The 22,389-nt window shown below is 40.5% G+C and carries 15 protein-coding genes; 14 read left to right on the top strand and 1 reads right to left on the bottom strand.

Annotation, left to right across the window (positions count from 1 at the left end):
- Nucleotides 1-259 precede the first annotated feature (259 nt).
- From O0V13_RS08130 to O0V13_RS08170, 9 genes are all read left to right on the top strand, one after another.
- A complete protein-coding gene (locus O0V13_RS08130) occupies nucleotides 260-913 on the top strand; it encodes a TetR/AcrR family transcriptional regulator (RefSeq protein ID WP_268034478.1) in 654 nt (217 codons plus the stop codon).
- A gap of 15 nt (nucleotides 914-928) precedes the next feature.
- The gene (locus O0V13_RS08135; RefSeq protein WP_268034479.1) at nucleotides 929-2,392 is read left to right on the top strand and encodes a sulfatase-like hydrolase/transferase; all 1,464 of its coding nucleotides are present in this window, start codon (nucleotides 929-931) and stop codon (nucleotides 2,390-2,392) included.
- A 75-nt stretch (nucleotides 2,393-2,467) separates the two neighbouring features.
- On the top strand, nucleotides 2,468-3,628 hold the full coding sequence (locus O0V13_RS08140) for a sialidase family protein (protein WP_268034480.1): 1,161 nt from the start codon (nucleotides 2,468-2,470) through the stop codon (nucleotides 3,626-3,628).
- A gap of 210 nt (nucleotides 3,629-3,838) precedes the next feature.
- Nucleotides 3,839-5,275 carry a PhoPQ-activated pathogenicity-related family protein gene (locus O0V13_RS08145; protein ID WP_268034481.1) on the top strand — a complete coding sequence of 479 codons (1,437 nt, stop codon included), beginning with the start codon at nucleotides 3,839-3,841 and terminating at the stop codon, nucleotides 5,273-5,275.
- 8 nt (nucleotides 5,276-5,283) lie between these two features.
- Entirely contained in the window at nucleotides 5,284-6,477 is a 1,194-nt protein-coding gene (locus O0V13_RS08150; RefSeq protein WP_268034482.1) for a dienelactone hydrolase family protein, read from the top strand.
- A gap of 95 nt (nucleotides 6,478-6,572) precedes the next feature.
- A complete protein-coding gene (locus O0V13_RS08155) occupies nucleotides 6,573-7,577 on the top strand; it encodes a sialidase family protein (RefSeq protein ID WP_268034483.1) in 1,005 nt (334 codons plus the stop codon).
- Between the two features lie 5 nt (nucleotides 7,578-7,582).
- Complete coding sequence (locus tag O0V13_RS08160; protein ID WP_268034484.1) at nucleotides 7,583-8,515, top strand: dihydrodipicolinate synthase family protein; 933 nt, start codon at nucleotides 7,583-7,585, stop codon at nucleotides 8,513-8,515.
- Entirely contained in the window at nucleotides 8,512-9,993 is a 1,482-nt protein-coding gene (locus O0V13_RS08165; RefSeq protein ID WP_268034485.1) for a sodium:solute symporter, read from the top strand. The genes O0V13_RS08160 and O0V13_RS08165 overlap by 4 nt, the downstream gene beginning before the upstream one ends.
- A 104-nt stretch (nucleotides 9,994-10,097) precedes the next feature.
- Nucleotides 10,098-11,564, top strand: coding sequence for a Gfo/Idh/MocA family protein (locus tag O0V13_RS08170; protein ID WP_268034486.1), 1,467 nt, complete (start codon nucleotides 10,098-10,100; stop codon nucleotides 11,562-11,564).
- Nucleotides 11,565-11,632: 68 nt separating this feature from the next.
- Here the strand turns inward: O0V13_RS08170 and eutB are convergent, their stop codons facing one another.
- Nucleotides 11,633-13,957 (bottom strand): ethanolamine ammonia-lyase subunit EutB, encoded by a 2,325-nt coding sequence (eutB, locus tag O0V13_RS08175; protein WP_268034487.1) that lies wholly within the window; start codon nucleotides 13,955-13,957, stop codon nucleotides 11,633-11,635.
- 276 nt (nucleotides 13,958-14,233) lie between these two features.
- Here eutB and O0V13_RS08180 point away from each other — a divergent pair, with 276 nt between their 5' ends.
- The 5 genes from O0V13_RS08180 (at nucleotide 14,234) to O0V13_RS08200 (ending at nucleotide 22,375) form a co-directional block, all read left to right on the top strand.
- Nucleotides 14,234-14,728, top strand: coding sequence for a heme-binding domain-containing protein (locus O0V13_RS08180; RefSeq protein WP_268034488.1), 495 nt, complete (start codon nucleotides 14,234-14,236; stop codon nucleotides 14,726-14,728).
- Nucleotides 14,729-14,783: 55 nt separating this feature from the next.
- Entirely contained in the window at nucleotides 14,784-15,785 is a 1,002-nt protein-coding gene (locus O0V13_RS08185; protein ID WP_268034489.1) for a Gfo/Idh/MocA family protein, read from the top strand.
- A gap of 365 nt (nucleotides 15,786-16,150) precedes the next feature.
- Nucleotides 16,151-17,632 (top strand): DUF6600 domain-containing protein, encoded by a 1,482-nt coding sequence (locus O0V13_RS08190; RefSeq protein ID WP_268034490.1) that lies wholly within the window; start codon nucleotides 16,151-16,153, stop codon nucleotides 17,630-17,632.
- 105 nt (nucleotides 17,633-17,737) lie between these two features.
- A complete protein-coding gene (locus tag O0V13_RS08195; protein WP_268034491.1) occupies nucleotides 17,738-20,875 on the top strand; it encodes a glycosyl hydrolase in 3,138 nt (1,045 codons plus the stop codon).
- 183 nt (nucleotides 20,876-21,058) lie between these two features.
- Complete coding sequence (locus tag O0V13_RS08200) at nucleotides 21,059-22,375, top strand: sulfatase-like hydrolase/transferase (RefSeq protein ID WP_268034492.1); 1,317 nt, start codon at nucleotides 21,059-21,061, stop codon at nucleotides 22,373-22,375.
- Nucleotides 22,376-22,389 lie beyond the last annotated feature (14 nt).

A 22,389-nucleotide genomic window follows, 5' to 3' on the forward strand; every position in this document is an offset into this window, starting at 1 on the left:
ACTTTCTCATAGTTAAACGTAGAGTGATTGGTTATGAAAATTATCAAAGGAGGGGGTTGTTAACCCCCTTTTTTATTTTAAAACCTAGTCAAATCAGGCTTAGCCAATAAAATTCATACCCATTGTTACTTTGATCAGCTGTACTGAATTGGGAATGATTCCAAATAGCGTTATTTTGACACATTAAAGTAGAAATAGATATTTTACCCACTATATCAATTAAATAATAATAAACCAGATCACCACCTAAACCTTACAAATGACCGAAATCAAAAAAATCAAAACCAAAGACAGAATCCTGATCGAAGCCATCAAACTCTACAATGAAATGGGAGTACAAAATGTAACCAGCAGGCACATTGCAAGCGAAATGGGGATCAGTCACGGGAATTTAGATTACCACTATAAAACCAAAGAGGACATCATCCAGGCAATTTATAAGAAAATGCGAAAGGAAATGTCAGACTCCTACGGGGGAAGAAAAGTTGGAACTAGCTCAATGGAGCACTTCCACATCCTATTACTTCATCTGGAAGAATTTCAACATAAATACAGGTTTTTCAACTTGGATGTACTGGAAGTATCAAGGACCTTCCCAACCATATTTGAAACCATTCAAGAAACCTTTGTCAAAAGAAGACAAACAACCGTCGAGTTATTCAAGGAGTTTATCACAGATGGCTATATGGTCCCAATGGAGAATACAGCAATCGAGAGATTGGAGCACACGATCCGTATGATCATCACTTTCTGGCTTTCTCAACGTGAAGTCATGGCAACTTATAAATTCATTGAGAAAGGAGAAATGATCAATTCCATCTATTCAATTATCGAACCTTACCTTACTGAGGAAGGCAAAAAAGAACAAAAAAGGGCTTGCGAGCTGTATGGCTTGAAGCTTTCAGACCAATAAAGATTACCTCTCAAAATGAATCTCTTAATTCAATCTCTATTTATTGCTATAAACCTTCTTTTGACAGACACCAAACCTGTGGAAAAGAAAAAACCAAACGTTCTGTTCCTATTTGCGGATGATCAGAGATCCGATGCGATCGGAATTTATGGCAATCCCTATATCCAAACTCCTACGATCGACCAACTTGCAAGAGAAGGCAGTCGCTTTACCAACGCCTATGTCATGGGAGGAAATCATGGAGCAATCTGTATGGCAAGCCGTGCTATGCTGTTCAGCGGTAAAAACCTTTACAAGGTATTTGACAAATTGAAGGGACAGCATACGATGACCATGCAATTTGCAGAAGCAGGATACAGGACATTTGGAACCGGTAAATGGCATAATGAGAAAGAAATGTTTGAAGCCAGCTTCCAAGAGGCAAACAATGTGTACTTGGGAGGCATGGCCAATCACTATGACCTTCCTTTAAGAGATTATGGTCCTGACGGAAAATTGGGAGAGCCTACTCGAAAAGGATATTCTACTGAGCAATTTGCCCAAGCAGCTATCAATTTCATTAAAGATCACGGAGCAAGAAAAACGGATCAGCCATTCTTTGCATATGTTGCTTTTACGGTTCCTCATGACCCCTATTCACCAGAAGCGAATTATATCAACCATTACCCCGACGGCTCCTTACCTTTGCCGGGGAATTACCTTCCTTACCATCCATTTGAGTTTGATCAACTAACAGTAAGGGATGAAAACCTGACTGGCTGGCCCAGAAGACCTGAAGTGATCCAAATGATCCTTTCAGATTATTATGCGTTGATTTCTCACTTGGATACCCAAATCGCTAAGATCTTGAATACATTGAGAGAAACTGGACAGTATGACAATACGATCATCGTTTACGCAGCGGATAATGGATTGGCAGTAGGTAGCCATGGTCTATTGGGTAAGCAAAGCTTGTATGAGCATAGCTCAAAAGTGCCTATGATCATCAAGGGTCCAGGAGTTCCTCAGGATCAAGAATTGGACGCTTTTGCTTATATCCATGACCTCTATCCTACTTTGGCAGATCTTGCGGGACTTCCCAAGCCTCAGGATGTGGATGGAAAAAGTTTGGTTCCGGTGATCCAAGGTGAAATAGATGGTGTAAGAGATGCGCTTTTTACCTCCTACAGAAATACAGTCAGAGCTGTCAGAAACAAAAGATATAAGTTGATTCGTTATCCTGAGAGAGATTATACACAACTATTTGATTTAAAACAAGATCCTCTGGAAATCCATAATCTGGCCGAACTTCCTGAATACCAAAACAAAAAATCTGAGATGTTTCAGCTGATGGAAAAATGGCAAAAAAGCTTCAAAGACACTGTCGCATTGACGGCAGATGTGATCAAGCCCATGGCTTATGACCCTGATACGCTGAAAAGAAAACCTGATGGCTGGCAACCGGAATATACTTTGAAGAGGTATTTCGAAAACCAATAAATTAAAGAACAGGCTTTTTCAACCGATTCATTTGATTATTTTGGGAAATAAATTATCCCAAAATACCCTAGAATCGTGAAGAAGCCTGTTTTATTTTGTCTTTTATTATTTTCAAGTTTTTTACTTTTTGCTCAAGAAACTATAGTCTTTGAAGCTGGCCAAGAAGGTCATGCAATCTATAGAATCCCCGCAATCATCAGTTTACCAACCGGAGATCTATTGGCATTTGCCGAAGGAAGAGTCAATGGATCAGATGATTACGGCGATGTCAATTTGGTCATGAAACGCAGTCTGGACGGTGGTTTTACTTGGTCCCCGATTCAGACTTTAGTTGACTATGACAAGCTCCAAGCTGGCAATCCTGCACCGGTGGTAGACCTCTTTGATCCTCAATATCCAAATGGAGTCGTTTACCTTTTTTACAATACCGGAAACAATCATGAATACGATGTCAGGATGAACAAGGGGGTTCGTGAGGTATGGATGCTCAAGTCATTTGATCTGGGTAGAACTTGGGAAGAACCTATCAATATCACACAGCAGGTCCACAAACCAAATAATCCTGATTTCAATCCTGACTATACAAATTCAGAAGATTGGAGGCACTATGCCAATACCCCCGGTCATGCCTTTCAATTCAAAAATGGACCGCATCAAGGAAGGATTTTTGTTGCTGCAAACCATTCCAAAGGAGACCCACAGGATCATTTCGCAGAATACCAGGCACATGGTTTTTTCACGGATGACCACGGTAAGACCTTTGGTTTATCCGAATCCATAGAGATTCCCGGATCCAATGAGTCCATCGCTGCTGAATTGAGCAATGGGAACATGATCATGAGTATCAGAAACCAGAAAGGTGATCGAAAGAGCAGAATCCTGGCATTTTCTTCAGATGGTGGGGAAACTTGGGATGAAACCTATTTTGAGGATGAACTTCCTGATCCGGTTTGTCAAGCCTCAATTTTGGATATTGGAGTAGAAAAGGGAAAAACTGTCCTTGCACATTCCAATGCCGCTGATACAGAGGAACGGAATTATCTAACCGTAAAAATCTCCTATGACGAAGGAAAAACCTGGGATCATATTCTACCAGTTGACTATACCGGAGACTCCGAAAAATTACCTTGGACAGCCTATTCGGATTTGGTAAAACTAGATGAAAACCATCTGGGGATCCTCTATGAAAGAGATAATTACCACCAGATAGTTTTCAAAATATTGAAATGGAAGTAATTAAATGCTAATCGTTCATTATTAGAAATTGAATTGATTTGAGCAAAATCAATTTTAATACTTTTCGCTCTCATTCAATGATTTATCCTAAAATATCCCTACTTTTTTAGATAAGTTGAGTATTCTGAGTTGCTTAAAAACAGATTTTCATTCAACCCAGAGTCAATATTTATTTTTATTAATCAACCTTAAACCCAATTTCTAAAAATCATGAGAAATCATTCTATTGGTTTAATACTCCTATTTGTTTCCATTGCATTTTTTTCTTGTGAAACTAAAAAGGATCAAGGTAATGAAAGTCAAAAAGCTGCACCATCAAATCCTCTGGAAGCCTATGTTCAAAGCCCGGACTCTACCTACAGATTTGAGGTAGTCCATACCTTAGACCAAGGAGACTATGATTATGTAGTCTTGAAAATGTATTCTCAAAATTGGTTGACACCTGACTTGGTGGATGAAACAGAATGGTGGCATTGGGTTTCCATGGTGATCCCTAAAGAAACTCCTTATCATACCGCTATGATGTGGATTGGAGGAGGTAGCAAAAACTCCAAAATGCCTGAAAAACCTGACAAATTGATTTTGGCAGCCGCCACCCAAACCAATTCTGTAGTTGCTCAAATTCATAATGTACCCTTTCAGCCTTTGGTATTTGCCGGTGATGACTTTGGAGAGAGGTATGAGGATGCGATTATTTCTTATGGTTGGAGAAAATTCTTAGAAGGTGGAGCAAAAGATGAGGATGCGATTTGGTTGGCAAGGTTTCCGATGACCAAGGCAGTGAAGCTCGCCATGGATGCAGTGACAGAGGTAGCAAAAACCAGAGCCAATAAAGACATTGAAAACTTTTTTGTTGCAGGGGCTTCTAAAAGAGGCTGGACCACTTGGACCACAGCAGCCACAGACTATAGAGTCATAGCCATGGCACCGGTAGTAATCGATATGCTGAATTTGGAGCCATCATTTCTTCATCACTGGAAAAATTATGGTTTTTGGGCTCCGGCAGTTGATGATTATGTGAGAGAAGGAGTCATGGAATGGATGGGAACACCGGAATTTGATCGATTATTGGAATTGACTGAACCTTATTCTTTTATCGACAGTATCCAGATTCCAAAGCTTTTGATCAATGCAGCGGGAGATCAGTTTTTCCAGCCTGATAGCTGGGAATTTTATTGGAATGATTTGAAAGGAGAAAAACATGTCCAATACGTACCCAACTTTGGACATGACTTGAGTGACTCGGATGCCTTCCCAAATTTGATATCTTTTTATTCATCTATCCTAACCAACTCACCGAGACCCACTTATGATTGGCAAGTCACAGATGATCAGATTATCGTTCATACTGATCCTGCTTCTCCCCCGATTTCGGTAAAAGTCTGGTCAGCATTGAATCCACTTTCAAGAGATTTCAGAATTGATGAATTCGGTCCAAATTGGGTCTTTGAAGAAGTTTCCATGCCGGCCAATGGTGAACTGAAAGTCAATATCTCCGAACCTGAGGAAGGCTATAGAGCCTATTTTGTCGAATTGACTTTTGCGGGAGAAACACCACTGAAAGTCACCTCAGGAATCGAAGTACTTCCGAGAGCCTATCCTTATGAAGCCTTTGAACCTAGTCGTTTAGCTGCAACCGAACAATAATTCAATTCATGAAAATCCTTTTGAAATTCACAACTATTATCGCATTGTCTCTTCTTCCTTTTTCTCTTCTTTCACAAATCAAAGCAAACTATGATGAGTCAAAGGTACCATCCTTGGCTTTGCCAGATTTGTTTGTCAGTGAATCGGGAAAAATAATTCAATCTGCTGATGAATGGGAAGACATTCGCAGACCTGAGATTTTCCAACTTTTTCAACAAGAAGTATATGGAGAAATCCCCAAAGATTTTGACAAAATTTCCTTCAAGTTGGCCCAAGAAAGCTTAAACCCTTATCCTGAATTAGCAAAACTGGAAGAAGTGGATATCACTGTGGAGAGAAACGGAAACTCTCATACCATGAGAATTAATCTGTTTATTCCTAGAGTAGGTAAAGGACCTTTTCCAGTGATTCTATTGATTAATCACAGAGCTAAATATCCTGATGGCAGATTATCAGAAGATGAATATTGGCCAGTAGAAGAATTGGTAAAAAGAGGCTATGCCACAGCTTCCTTTCATGCCGAAACTGTCGCTCCTGACAATAAAGACACTTATCATAACGGTATTATTTCAAATCTTTACCCTGAACAAATTGAAAAACCTGATGGACTCAAAGCCTTGGGAGCTTGGGGTTGGGGAGCCATGAGAGCCATGGATTATTTTGTTCAGCATCCCGAGATTGATTCAGAAAAATCCGCCATTGTGGGTCATTCAAGGTCCGGGAAATCTGCTCTTTGGACCTCAGCCAATGATCCAAGATGGGCTATTACCTACTCCAATGAATCCGGTTGCGGAGGAGCCGCACTTTCAAAAAGAAAATATGGAGAAACTGTTCAGGTGATCAACACCTCTTTCCCTCATTGGTTTAATGAGAATTTCAAAAAGTACAATAACAATGAAGAATCCCTCCCTCTGGACCAGCACATGTTATTGAGTCTGATTGCCCCAAGAGCACTTTATGTCGCCAGTGCCAAAGGAGACCAATGGGCTGATCCAAAAGGAGAATATCTATCTCTTCAGATCGGAAGCAGAGTTCAAACTGACATCTATCAAAAGAACTCTAGTTTTGAGACTGATTTTGAATCAATTAGCAAGCCGATCCATCTGGAAAATGCTGGTTATCACATTCGTGAAGGAAAGCATAGTCTGAAATGGGAAGATTGGGGTATATTTTTAGAGTTTGCTGCCAAAATCCTACAATAAAACCATTCAGGTAACAACGGGACGGAAAAATTAATTAATCCTCCTTTTTTGGTAGCTTAAGACCTTGTTTAGAATATTATTATCTCTAATTGAACATGCATTTATTCACTTACCTCGTTGGTATTCCAACTCTATTGTGGGCTATGATTTTTCCAGAAAAGCCCACTCCAAAAATTCTAACCTCAGAATTCATTTACGAAACAGCTCCATTTCCCTCCTGCCATGCCTCAACTTTGATTGAGACAGAAGATGGGATATTGGCTTCGTGGTTTGGAGGTACATATGAAAGACACCCAGATGTAAACATCTATACTGCTTTAAAGAAAGGTGGATCTTGGTCCACTCCTGCTGAGGTAGCAGATGGGATTGAAAATGAAGATTTCAGAAACCCAACATGGAACCCGGTTCTATACCAATTGGAAGATGGGAAAGTAATCTTGTTTTATAAGGAAGGACCGAACCCTAGAGAATGGTGGGGATTGTATAAAACCTCCAATGACGGAGGGAAAACATGGTCCAAGCCAGTTCAGATCATGCCCGGTTATATGGGACCTATCAAAAATAAAACGGTTGGCTTGAGCAATGGAATGTTGCTTCATCCAAGTAGTTTTGAGATCAACGGAAATTGGACTTCTCATGTGGAAATTTCTGATCCGGCTTTAAAAAACTGGACCAAAAAAGAAATCCATGGCCCATTCAATGCCATTCAGCCAACAGTACTTTTCCATCCAAATAATCACCTTCAAGTACTAACCCGAACCAAAGAAGGAGTCATCGCCACTGCTTGGTCGCCTGACAATGGTGAGACCTGGAGTCAGCTGGAATCCACAGGGATTGTTCACAACAATTCCGGGATTGATGCTGTCACTTTGGATAGCGGATATCATCTTTTATTGTGTAATCCTATTCCAAAAGGAAGACAAAAATTGAGTCTTATGGGCTCTAGCGATGGAATCACCTGGGAGGAACTTTTGGTTTTGGAAGATGAAAAAGAAGGGGAATTCAGTTATCCGGCGATCATTCAGGCAAAAGACGGGACGGTTCATTTGACCTATACTTGGAACCGTGAAAAAATCAAATACGCTCACCTCAGCCTATAATTTCTATGAGCACCAGATTTTCTTTTCGTGGGATTGTACCTCCTTTAGTCACTCCTCTCCTTCCAGATTTTACACTTGATGTATTTTCTCTTGAAAAAATCCTCAACCACATCATTGAAGGTGGTGTCCATGGCGTTTTTATTCTAGGAACTACCGGTGAGTCACCTTCCCTTTCTCAGAAAATAAAAATTCAACTGATTAGAGAAACCTGCAGAATAGTGGATGATAGAATCCCTGTTTTGGTTGGGATCACGGACTGTGCTTTGGGTGATAGTTTGGAGCTGGCAGAAATGGCCACCAATTATGGCGCAAATGCAGTAGTGGCTGCCCCTCCATTTTATATGAATATTTCTCAGGTAGATCTGGAGTTGTATTTTAGGGATTTGGCTAACCGATGCGAGCTCCCTTTGATGCTTTATACGATCCCATCTCATGCCAAAACTCCGATTTCTATCGAAACAGCGAAAAGTCTTTCAAAGCATCCAAATATTGTCGGATTGAAAGACAGCACGGGAAATCTGGATTATATGAATTCACTGTCAGAAGCTTTTGCAGACCACTCTGACTTTGGACTTTTGATTGGACCTGAGGAAAGATTGCTCGACTCCTTGAAAGTAGGTTTCCAAGGTGGAGTAAGCGGAGGCGCCAATGTTTTTCCTCAGATTTATGTCAAATGCTTTGAATACTTTGAAGCAGGAGACCTGGAGAAAGCTCAGGAATTTCAAAATATGATATTGGAGCTCAGTGCAGAGCTTTACAATCATGTGGACCATCCTAGTTCGTATTTGAAAGGATTGAAAGAATGCATGAAACTTTCTCACCTTTCCGGAGGAATATTATCCCCGCCACAAAGACCTTTTTCAGATGATGAAAAACTGACTTTCCATAAGAAGTTTGATAAAATAAAAGCCAAAATTCAAAAACTACTAGAGGAATGATGGAACAACTCCCCTTAGTAGATTTAATTGTTTTTTTGGTCTATATGCTCTGTATTATAGGTTTTGGAGTTTCATTTTCCTTTAGAAATAGAAGTGCCCAAGATTTTACAACTGGTGGCGGCAAACTCCCATCCTGGGCAATTGGGATGTCCATTTTTGCCACTTTCGTCAGTAGCATTAGCTTTCTAGCACTTCCTGGAAATGCTTATTTATCTAATTGGAATGGCTTTGTTTTCAGTCTTTCCATTCCTTTTGCAGCTTGGATTGCTGTCAATTACTTTGTTCCTCACTATAGAAGAATTCAAAGTGACTCTGCCTATTTCTACTTGGAGGAAAGATTTGGACCTTGGGCTAGAATTTACGCATCACTTTGCTACCTCTTGACTCAACTGGCTAGAATGGGCGCAATCATGTACCTATTGGCTTTGCCGATGCATTTATTGTTTGGATGGAGTATTCCATGGGTGATCGTTATGGCTGGATTGAGCGTGGTAATTTACTCCATGATGGGAGGAATCGAGGCGGTAATCTGGACTGATGCCATTCAGGGTATCATATTGATTGCAGGAGCTTTACTCTGTGTTTTATTGATTTTCATAGACATACCAGGGGGTAGCACCACCGTTTTTGAGATCGCCAGAGAAAATGACAAATTCAGTTTGGGGAGTTTTGACTTTGATTTTACTGCCTCCACATTTTGGATGATTATGGTTTATGGACTATTCATCAATCTCCAAAACTTCGGAATTGATCAAAGTTATGTTCAGCGCTATATCTCAGCTAAAAATGACAGGGATGCTAAGCGGTCCACGTGGATGGGAAGTTTACTTTACGTGCCGGTTTCAGCAATCTTTTTTTTCATTGGTACAGCATTATTTTCCTTCTATCAGTCGCAGCCAGGATTGCTTCCAGATAATATCGCGGCTGACAGCGTATTTCCTTACTTTATTGTCAAAGAATTACCAGTCGGTCTTACAGGGCTCTTAATCGCATCAATATTTGCCGCAGGCATGAGTACACTTTCTACCAGTATCAATAGCTCTGCGACCGTGATCCTATCGGATCATTATAAAAAATACATCAAACCTAATGCTCCGCAAGAAAAGGACATGAAAGTCTTGAGGACTTCTTCCTTTCTCATGGGAATAATTGCCATCTTGGTTGGTTTGGCATTCAATGGAGTCGATAGTGCGTTGGATGCTTGGTGGGCACTGGCTTCTATTTTCAGCGGTGGTATGCTAGGATTGTTCCTTCTGGGAATGATAGTTCCAAATTGCAAAAGCAACAATGCTGTAGTAGCTGTGCTCGTTGGAATAGTAGTGATAGCATGGGCTAGTTTATCGGGCATTTGGGTGACATGGGGTTTTCCAGAGGGACTATCCAACCCGCTTCACACCAATATGACGATCGTATTAGGCACATGTAGCATTTTCTTAACAGGATTTTTATTGTCATTAATTATGAAATCTAAATCTTAAGGGAAAAATTGACCATTTAAATAGTAAAATTTCGGATTCAGGTTTTGATACCCTAAATTCAAAATCCTAGTTTTTAAACACTAATAACCTCAAATAACAATTCAATGAAAGACTCTGAAAAACCAAATTCTGGACAGTCCAGAAGGGAGTTCATAAAAAATGCAGCTTTGGCTTCTTCATTTTTTATTGTACCAAGGAATGTTTTAGGCGGAGTGGGATATACCGCACCTTCTGATCAACTTTTATTGGCAGCTATCGGTGCTGGTGGAAAAGGTGCCAGCGATATCGAACTTGCTTCTGTAGGTGGAAGAGAGCGTGTTGTTGCGCTTTGTGACGTTGATTTCTCTGGAACTGCCAAAAGATCAGTAGAAAACTTCCCAGATGCCAAGCTTTATGCTGATTACAGAATCATGTTGGAAGAAATGCCTGAAATCGATGCATTGACCATTTCTACTCCAGATCACGTGCACGGTCCTGCTGCGAAATTCGCCATGGATAGAGGCAAACACGTTTATGTTCAAAAGCCAATGACTCACAACATCAGAGAGGCAAGATTGCTTACTCAATTGGCTAGAGATAAAAAAGTGGTGACTCAAATGGGTAACCAAGGTGGATCTAATCCACTATTGAAATTGGTTCAGAAATGGATCGATGAGGATAAAATCGGAGCTGTATCTAAAGTTCAAATCTGGACCAACAGACCTGTATGGCCTCAAGGTGGCCCTTTCCCTCAGCCAGACCCAAGCAAAAAGCCAGATGCTTTGGATTGGGACCTTTGGTTAGGCCCATCTCCTGAAATCCCTTATACTCCAAACTTGCATCCATTTAGCTGGAGAGGCTGGTGGAACTATGGAACTGGCGCTTTGGGTGATGTAGGATGTCACTTGATCGATATTCCATTCAGAACTTTGGGGCTTCACTACCCAACAGATGCAGAATGCTCTGTAGGTTCTGTTTATAGTGGTATGTGGACTGCGGATTACCATCCTGATGGATGCCCTGCTTCTTCATTCATTACACTTCACTTTGGAGCAACTCCAAAAAGCAAGTCTCCAATCGAGATGACTTGGATGGATGGCGGTATCAAGCCTGCTCACCCAGAAATCATCCCTGCTGATGATGATATCGGAGGAACAGGTTCTGCAAATGGTGTATTGATCATTGGTGAAAAAGGAATTATCTCTACCAACATCAATGACTCTTCTCCTTTGATGCCAAAACTTTATTTGAATGATGGAACTGTAGAAATGGGACCACAGTCTGAAGAAGGTTTTGAAAGAGAATATGGTCACCAAAGACTTTGGGTAGATGCTTGTAAGGCTGGATTTGGAAGTACTGAGCACAAAGGCTTGACTTCTTCTTTCGACTACGCTGGACCAATGACTGAAACTGTATTGATGGGCAACCTTGCAATCAGAAGCTTCTTGTTGAGAAGAGAAAATGAAAAAGGTCAAATGGAATTCTTCGGTAGAAAGAAATTGCTTTGGGATGGTGAAAACATGAGAATCACCAACCTCGAGGAGGCAAATCAATTCGTTGGAAGAACCTATAGAAAAGGATTTGAGGTTTAATTAAACCTCTGCCAAATAAAAAGCCGGATCTTATTAGAATCCGGCTTTTCTATTTTTCAGCTCATTTATCAAGCCAATTTCTTAAATAATCCGTCCATGATTTCTGCCGCTTGCTGAGCCGCTTTTTGTGGTTTCAAAGCTGTATCAGAAATCCCAGAAACTACCCGGGTAATATCGTGATCAACTTTGCCTTTTTCTTTCCATTGATCGAAAGAGGCAGCTGTGATATAAGCAGAGAAATTATGATGCCCTGATCCCGGTCTTTCACCGATAATATGCACAATCCCATTTTTGTTTTTCTGGCTTTGGGATGAACCGAAAAGTACTTCCCCAGTCGCATATCCTGCCCTGACTCTTCCGTGCGTATAAAGAATAGGCTCAGAGCTGACTTTATATCCCATATTCTCCAAGTTGCCTTTTAACTCAATCAAAAATGGAGTCAAATGCCCTTCATCCATTATAGCTCTCGCGTTTAATCCATCCGAAATCACCAATTGAATATCCGGTGATTCTCCATCCCATGTCGATTGCATTGCCTCCAATTTACCCACTGCATCATCACTCAAAACTTCTCCTGATTCGGGATGATATACATAATCTTTCCTATCCTTTGATTTGGTCAAAAGAGGAACAGCTGCAGGAATTAACTTCACAAAATCAGGAGTCATTTCCGTCCAAAGGCTTTCCTTTGCATCCTCATACAAGGCATGGATTTTTTTATCAAGTTCCGGCTCCAAATCCCAGGCATTCTCACCGAAACCCTGGGCAATCGGAACACCTCGATCTTCAATTTCAGCAATGGTTTTTCTTCCTTCTGCAACAATTTCCTCTCTGGTTCTTAAATCCCCTTTGGCCATGCGATATTGATAGTACACCCAGGTTGGGTCACCGAAATTGGCGGTAGGTTTATTATCCTCTCCGATGATTTCGATTTTCTTGAAGAAATCCCACATCGAATCATTGATTTTGTATCCAAACTGCTCTCGGACTTTCACATGGTTGTAAAAACCCGTTGTCAAATAGCTCAGCATGGGATCATTTTTGGTAGGAAGAGCCATCAAATAGGCGGGATTTGCTGGCATGATCTGTTCAATACACCAATCCAAATCATCCAAAGTCACATCCATATGCAAGGTAGAGCAAACGTCTAGACCAATAGTCAAGCCATGAAGTTTACCCATCGCTGTATCTTCCAGACAACATCTCACCAACTGTTCTTTGGATTTGAAAACTTCTGGTCCGATAAAACCTGCCACATCATTCACATGAACCCAAGGCGTATTTTCAGGAGTCTTTCTTTCAGCAAGTCGATATTTCAAAGCTCTGACGAAACCATACTTCCTTGATTCATGGACCAGCATATCAAAGCCTTCTCCATGTCCGTTGGTAAAATCAGCCCCCTGTCCTGTTTCTGCATACAAACCAAATTGCCCATTTCGGCTATCCATATGCTCATTCATTTTAGCAATGGTCACATCGAAGGTTTGATTTGCATTTACCGTCCCTGCCAAACTCTGAAACCAAATTCCTGAGGTACCTGGGTAGATTTTCTCTGCCTCAGATTGGACATCAATATGAGAAAGGACACAATTTGATATGGTCTTTTCCAAACCAAAAGTCGTAATTACATCATAGAGTGCTTTTTCGATCTCTGCCACAGATTTTGGATCACTAGAAACTGGGTTGGTTCCCAACACCAAATCCCCTACTCCATAGGACCAAGCATCAAAAACCTGCCATACGATATCTGTAGGGTTATCAGTTGGAGAATTCGGCTGAACACGAGCACTCATATAGCCTTTGCTTCCTATCTGAGTCCCTGGAATTGGGTTGAATACCTTTTGTCCTACCTTTATCAATTCCTCATTGCTCATTAGCTTGACCACGCAAGCTATGATATCGCTATTTAGAGCAGGCATGATTTCTTTGATACTTGGTTCTGGCTGGGTTAGGATAAAATCCTTCAATTCGCCAACAGTCCAGGAATCAAGGTCGGGGTTTTTCTCAGTTGTATTTTGAATCAAGTCATACAACTCATCACTAAAAAGACTTTGCTTATTCAAGTCTCCAACTCTGGTATTGGCCAATAAAATCCTAGAATTCTTTCTGGTTTCAGATGATTCAGCCGCAACTCCCAAGGTTTGATCACCTTCTTTGAATTCATTGGCAGCACCAATGATTTGTCGAAATAGGGTCTGATTGAAATCTCCAGTAGTCCTTTTGATATATGAAAATATATCCTCACCTGATTTCAATTGATCTATAACAGGAGGATCCATAGACACTACATTTTTGGTAGATGAACTGAAACCACAAGAATTAAAAACGACTACAGAAGTACCGAGAATACCCATTTGAGCCAAGAATTCTTTCCGGCTGATTTTTCTATTCATGATTGTTGATTTACAAAATTGGAGTTTAAAAATGGGCTTATTGTATCAACTCTAAAATCAGATTAGAAAGTAGCCAGAAATCTGATTTTTTACAAAAATCCATGGACTGACTTTTTCTTGAGACGAGAAATAAATTTTCGCTAAACAAAAAATAACAAGTAATTAAATCTATACTCAAGAAAATTTACCTAATTTTTTATCTAATTACTAATTAAACCTTTGAGACCAGCTTAAGTCTAAAACCTAACCAATCCTTACTCTTAAATTCTTTAAACAATGATTAAAAAAATTAGCATCGCCATTTTGGTAATCTTAGTATTAATCCAATTCATTCCAGTTGAAAAAAATGATTCTGGAGACCAGCAATTCAACATTTCCAATAATTATGAAATCCCCGGAAATGTCCAGACTATTCTAAAAAATGCCTGCAATGATTGTCACTCCAATCAAACGGAATATCCATGGTACAGCAAAATTCAACCTGTTGGATTTTGGCTAAACAACCACATTCAGGAAGGAAAGGGACATTTGAATTTTTCCGAATTCACCAACAGACCACTGGCATATCAAAATCATAAATTGGAAGAAACCATAGAGATGGTAGAGCAAAATGAGATGCCGATACCTTCCTACACCTATTTGGGATTACATCCTGAGGCGAATTTGTCAGAAGGCGAAAAACAGGAAATTATCGACTGGGCCAAATCACAAATGGCTATGCTAAAAGCTACCTATCCGGCTGACAGTCTGGTAATGAGAAGAAGACAGTAGAAAGAAGGGACCATGAGTCCCTTTTCTTTTTATCAAATTGGGGGTATTTTTCAGAATGAAAGAATTTTTAGACAAAGAAGTCCGCTGGGGAATCCTAGGTGTAGGAAATGTTTGTGAAGTAAAATCCGCTCCAGCCATGAACTTGATCCCAAAAAGCCGAATCGCCGCGGTCATGCGTAGATCTGAAGAAAAAGTAAAAGACTATGCTCAAAGACATGGAATCCAGAAATGGTATACGGATGCCATGGACCTAATCAATGATCCAGAGGTTAACGCTATTTACATTGCCACTCCTCCCAATGCCCATGAGGAATTGACAAGATTGGCGGCAGAGGCAGGCAAACCTGTCTATGTAGAAAAGCCAATGGCAAGAACATTTAAGGAATGTGAAAGAATGATAGATTCTTGTGATAAAGGAGGAGTTCCTCTATTTGTAGCTTATTACCGCAGAGCCCTGCCCCATTTTGTCAAAATCAAAAAACTGATTGAGGCAGATGAAATTGGCGATATACGGACTGTTCACATCAATCTGAAGCAAATCGTTGAACCTGAGATCATTGCTCAGCTTGATGATAATTGGAGGGTGAACCCAGAAATTTCTGGAGGCGGCTATTTCTTTGACCTAGCCTCACATCAATTGGATCTATTGGCATTTTTCTTTGGAAAGATCACCCAAGCAAACGGATTCTGTAGCAATCAAGCTAGAGCCTATAACACGGAGGATATAGTAACGGGAAGTTTTGTTTTTGAAAGTGGAGTTTTAGGAACTGGAAACTGGTGTTTCACAAGTTCCAAAACTGCCGAAAAAGATGAAGTTATCATTGATGGAAGCAAAGGACAAATACGATTTGAAACTTTTGGAAAAGGAGAATTCTACTTGTTAAAAGACTTCCAAGAACCATTTCATTATCAAGTTGAACTTCCAAAGCACATCCAATACCCCTTAATAGAATCCATTGTCCATGAACTTTTAGGAACTGGCAAATGCCCCAGCAAAGGAGAAAGTGCTTCCAATACCAATTGGGCCATGGATCAATTGACAAAAATTAAAATTTGAAAAAATCTTAAGAAAAAATTAAGAAAGCCGAATTGACCCAAATTCGGCTTTTTCCGTTTACTTTTTTGAGTAATAAGAAATACTTCTCCAAGCTTTTAGAAAAGCAATATTTACATTAATTGAATTTTTTATTTAAGTTATTATTTTGAAAATCATTTTTTAATTAATTAAAAATAAAGAACAAAACCTTATCTAATTTTTTTACGATTCATTTATCAGAACCCTTTCTGATTTTATGAAAGATCTAAAGTTTGGCTCGATTTTAGTTTTAGTATGCATGCAGCCTTTTAATTGAGAACTGCATCTTCCTAAAAGAAGAACTAACCAACTTGTTTAACCCAATTATTCACTAAACCACAATTACTATGAAAAAGATCGAACCAAAAAGATGGCTTTTGCAACTGGTTGCGGGGCTTCTTATTCTAAGTTCTTTTGGCATATCAGATGCCAAAGCTGAAGATGATTATATAGGCGTTTCTTTTCAGGTTTTCTATGATGAGCTTGCTCCTTATGGAGACTGGGTGAGAGATGCTAGATATGGATACATTTGGTTACCTGCTGTTGGATATGATTTCCATCCTTACGGTACCAACGGACATTGGGCCATGACTGGCTACGGAAACACCTGGGTTTCCTATTATGACTGGGGCTGGGCTCCATTCCACTATGGAAGATGGTACTTTGATGATTTCTATCAAAGCTGGGCATGGATTCCAGGTTATGACTGGGGACCGGCTTGGGTTAGCTGGAGAACAGGTGGCGGATATTATGGATGGGCTCCGATGGGACCTGGGCTTTCAATAAGTGTGAGAGTTAATATTCCAAGCTTCCACTGGGTATTCCTTCCTTCCAGAAGAATCTATGACCATTATGGATATAGACATTATGTACATGGTGGTGGAAAAGTAAAAATCATCAACAAAACCAAAATCATCAATAATACTGTAGTCTATAACAACAACACCTATGTTTCTGGTCCAAGCCGAAGAGAGGTTGAAAGATCCACTGGTAGATCAGTACGAGTTTACGATGTAAACAGAGCCTCAAACCCTGGTAGATCTTCAGTTTCCCGAAACTCTGTGAACGTTTACCAGCCTGATCTGAGAACAGCAAGAGGAAGAACTGTTGACTCTAGACCATCCAGAGTAAGTACTCCTGATCAAGCTAGAACCAATAGAAGTGCTAGAGTCAATTCTTCAAGAAATGGCAATTCTAACTCAAGAGCAACCCAACCTTCCTCTAGAGGAAGTCAAGGAAACTCCAGAGTGGCAACTCCAAACTCTAATAGAAGTGTTGACAGATCTGCAGGTTCATCAAGAGGTCAAAATTCAGGGTTTGAAATGAAACCTTATTCTCAGGAAAAAGGAAGAACCACAGCTCCTACGAATAGAAATTCTAGAGTTCAGTCAAGCCCAAATTCTGGTAGCAGAACCACTACTCGTCCCCAAACACAATCTGCTCCACGCAGACAGGAGGTTCAGAGGCAGAGTTCTCCAAATAGAAATTCTACAGTAAACAGAGGTTCTAATTCATCCGGGAGATCTAACACCCGGACCTCTCCTCAAGTAGGCCGATCAAGTTCCTCAAGAACGTCTCCACAAGTTGGAAGATCCAGTTCTTCTAGAACTTCACCACAGGTGGGTAGATCAAGCTCTTCTTCCAGAACTAGTCCGCAGGTAAAAAGATCCAGCTCTCCTACAAGATCAAGTGGAGCTAGAACTTCTCCTCAAGTGAGTAGATCATCTTCTTCGAAAACTTCAGGTGCAAGAACCAGTAGTTCAAGAAGCTCTTCTTCCCGAACTTCAAAAAGTAGCTCATCCTCTAGAGGAAACACCCGTAATAACTAATCAAACAATAAACCAGCTAAAGTACGACTCATTGGGTCGTACTTTTTTTATGGGTTTTGTACAGGTTCTTTTTATCTTTTAGGTAGAAAAACCACCAAACCCAACATGAAAACCAAATTTACTTTCATACTCCTACTTTGGAGTACGGCGCTTTTTGCCCAAGACATCTTCACAGACAGCATTCCTATCAAGTTCAGAAACATCGGCCCCTATCGAGGTGGAAGATCTGTAACTGCAACTGGAGTAATCAATGATCCCCTCACCTATTATTTCGGGACTACAGGAGGCGGACTCTGGAAAACATCAGATGCTGGACAATATTGGGAAAATATCTCTGATGGATTTTTTGAAACTGGCTCTGTCGGAGCAGTAGCCGTTTCAGAAAGCAACCCTAACATTGTTTATGTGGGAATGGGTGAACATGCCCCAAGAGGTGTCATGACTTCATATGGTGATGGAGTTTATAAATCCACTGACGCTGGGAAAACCTGGGAAAAGCTAGGCCTTGAAAAAACTCAGCATATTTCCAGAATCCAAATTCACCCAACTAATCCTGACATTGTTTATGTAGCAGCTCAAGGAGCTTTGCATTCACCCAATCCTGACCGAGGCATATTTAAATCAACGAATGGAGGCGAAACTTGGGAGAAAGTTCTATTTGTAGACGAAAAAACTGGAGCTGTAGAGCTTTCCATGGACATGAATACTCCCGAAGTACTTTATGCCGCTATGTGGGAACATCAAAGAATACCTTGGCAAGTGATTTCTGGAGGCCCCGGATCAGGAATGTACAAATCCACAGATGCCGGTAAAACCTGGAAAAAAATCGAAAAGGGACTTCCTGATGAATTGGGAAAAATGGCTATCTCGGTCAGCCGAGCAAATTCAAATAAAGTATATGCTTTGATAGAAAGCGATACCGAAAAGGATTTGGGAGGTTTATTCGTTTCAGACAATGCCGGAGAAAGCTGGAATTGGGTCAATAAAGACAATCGATTAACGCAAAGGGCTTGGTATTACATTGAAGTTTTCGCAGACCCAAATGATGAAAACACAGTGTACGTCCAAAGTGCTCCGATGCTAATGTCATATGATGGTGGTAAAACTTTTGAAACCATGGATGCAGCACATGGAGACTACCATGATCTTTGGATCAATCCTCACAATTCCAAAAATATGATTCTGGCAGATGATGGAGGCGGATCTATCACGTTTAATGGAGGGAAAACTTGGTCCACCCAAAACAATATGCCAACAGCCCAGATCTACAGAATCAATACGGACAACCAGTTTCCTTACAGAATCTATGGAGGTCAACAAGACAATACTTCTCTGGTTATTAGCTCAATGGCCTTGGGAAGAGGAAGTATCTCTCAAGAAAACTGGAATTATTCTGCTGGAGGAGAATCTGCATTTTTAGCCTTTGATCCGGATAATCCAAGGTATGTGCTCGGAGGAAGCTATTTGGGAACAATAGAGGTATTGGATATGGAGAATCAAGCCTCCACCAATATCATGATCGAGCCTATTCAATACTTGGGAAGGGAAACCAAGGACATGAAATACCGCTATAATTGGAATGCTCCAATCATTTGGTCACAACATGAACCAAACACTTATTATCATGGAGCCCAATACCTTCTCAAAACTTCAGACATGGGACAAAGCTGGGAGGTGGTTTCACCGGATTTGACTCGAAATGAAAAAGAAAAGCAAGGAAAAGGTGGTGCTCCTTATACGAATGAGGCTGTTGGGGCTGAAAATTATGGAACGCTTGCCTATGTGATTGAATCACCACATGCAAAGGGAGAGATCTATACTGGAAGCGATGATGGCCTAGTTTACTTGACAAAGGATGGTGGTGAAAACTGGGAAAATATTACTCCAAAAGGATTGGAAGAATGTCTGATCAATGCAATTGAGATTTCTCCATCAAATCCGGGAACCGTTTACATCGCCACCACCCGATACAAATTCAACGATTATACCCCTGGCATTTACAAATCAACTGATTATGGAAAGTCTTGGAAAAACATCAGTTCCGGAATTCCTTATGGAGCCTTTACGAGAGTGGTAAGAGAAGATACTGAAGATGAAAATCTGCTTTTCGCGGGAACGGAGTTGGGAATCTACATTTCCAAAGATGGAGGAAACAACTGGAATCCATTCCAGTTAAATCTACCAATCACTCCGATCACAGATTTGAAAATTGCCCACAATGATCTGATTGTCGCTACCGCAGGAAGATCATTTTGGATTCTGGATGATCTGAATGTAGTGAGAGAATTAGATGGAAATAAAAAAGGCCTAGAGTTATTTTCTCCAGACCCCACATTACTTGGCAATTGGTATAGTGCCATGAATGGGAATTTGAAAGGATTTAAAGGCACATCTCCTTTGGAAGGAATTAATCCAGCTAATGGGATGGTAATTTATTACAATCTACCTGATGACTTCAGCGATTCCACTGAGTTGACTTTGGAGATTACTAATAAAAAGGGAGAACTAATCCGTAAAATCTCATCCAAAAAAGACCCAAGCTTTTCTCGATGGGATGGCGGTCCTCCTGCTGAGCCCACATTAGGCACAGACAAAGGATTAAATCGATTCGTTTGGGACTTAAGACATTCTACCATGCCTGGAGTACCAGGTGTTTACATCGAATCAAATTACAGAGGACACAAGGCTATTCCGGGAACTTATCAACTTACACTTAAAGCTGGAAATCAAGCACTTAATTCAGAGGCTGAAATTGTGGACCTACCTAGCTACGGACTATCTGAGGCCAATTATCAGGCCTATGATCAATTTATGTCTGCCGGTGAAAAAGAAGTGAAAACCATGCATGACATGATCAATAAGGCGAAGGACCAACAAGACAAGTTGCATGAACTTTTGAAATCACTTGAAGGAAAAAAAGGGTATGAAGCATTGATAGCCAATGGAAAAAAACTAGAATCCCTTCTAAAAGAATGGGATGAAAAAATGATCCAAAGGAAATCCACGGCTTACGACGATGTGGAAAATTTTGAAAATAAGTTTACTGCCAACTTCCTGTTTATGCTCAATCATTCCGACAGTTCCATCCCAAAAGTCAACGATGGCACTTTAAAGCGCCACGAAGAATTGATGGAAGAATGGGATGATTTGAAAGAAGAAGGAGAAAATCTTCTAAACAAAGACATTCCGGCATTTGAAAAATTAGCTCAGCAAGCTGGCTTGGGTATTTTATTCGTGAAATAAGATCAAATTCTTAACAAGAAAAGTGTAATCTATTCTACTAGAATTGATTACACTTTTTAATTTGGAGTTTACTTTTGAAACCTACAAACCTATCTATCCCTTTTGAAAAATCCCATTCTACTTTTTCTGTTATCATTAATTTTTCTCTCCAGCTGCTCTCAAAAGCCAAAAGAAAAACCCAATGTGATTGTCATTTTAATAGATGATATGGGCTGGGCAGACTTGTCAAGTTTTGGAAACCAAGATGCAAAAACCCCCAATATTGACCGGTTGGCTGCTGAAGGAATCGCCTTTGAGCAGTTTTATGTAAACTCACCCATCTGCTCACCATCCAGGGTGGCAATTTCCACAGGTACCTATCCGCAACGCTGGAATATTACATCCTATCTCTCTGATAGAAATAGCAATCAAGAACGCGGAATTGCCAATTGGTTGGACCCAAATGCTCCAATGCTTGCCAGAAGCCTAAAAGATACCGGATACACCACAGGGCATTTTGGAAAATGGCACATGGGAGGCCAGCGTGATGTCGCTGAAGCTCCTTCTATCTCGGACTATGGGTTTGACCAATCCCTGACCAATTTTGAAGGCATGGGAGCAAAACTTCTTCCTCTTACCAAAGACGAAACAGGGAAAGTAGGCAAGATTTGGGCAGAAGCGGAAATCTTGGGAGAACCGGTAACTTGGATGCAACGGTCAGAAATCACCACTGGATTTATTGACAGAGCCATATCATTTATTGCAGAAGCGGAAAAGGATGACAAACCATTTTATGTAAACATTTGGCCCGACGATGTGCACAGTCCATATTGGCCCCCATTTGAAGAATATGGAGTAGCCAAAGAAAAAGGGAAGAGAGGTCTATATTTGGCAGTGCTGGAAGCCATGGATCAGCAATTTGGAAAATTGTTTGAATTCCTAGAATCCGATCCTAAACTCCGGGAAAACACCATGGTAATCTTTTTCTCAGACAATGGCCCGGAACTGGGCGCTGGCCAAGCCGGTAATTTGAAAGGGTACAAGACCCATCTGTATGAAGGCGGAATCCGCTCCTCTTTGATTATTTGGGGACCGGGATTTATAGATAAAAAAGCAAAGGGAACAAGAAATAAAACCTCTGTATTTTCTGCAATTGACATAATGCCCTCCATTTTGGAATTCACCGATACAGATAGACCAGAGAATATGAATTTGGATGGGGAAAATCTCCTTGAAACATTACTTGGCAAATCTGAAAGCTCCAGAAAAGCCCCGATTTTTTATAGTCGGCCTCCGGATCGCAAGAATTTTTATGGAATAGAAAACCTCCCTGATTTAGCAATACGAGAAGGGAATTGGAAGCTTCTTTGTGATTACGATGGTGCAAGACCCGAACTTTATGATATCGTGAATGACCCGGGAGAAACTCAAAACCTCGCCACAAAAGAAACTGAAATCACCAAAGCGATGTCGGAAAAAGTTGTTTCTTGGTATAAATCCATGCCTAACTTAAAAGAATAAACCTTCTTTGATTT

Source organism: Algoriphagus sp. PAP.12, from assembly GCF_026652115.1.
Classification (GTDB): Bacteria; Bacteroidota; Bacteroidia; order Cytophagales; family Cyclobacteriaceae; genus Algoriphagus.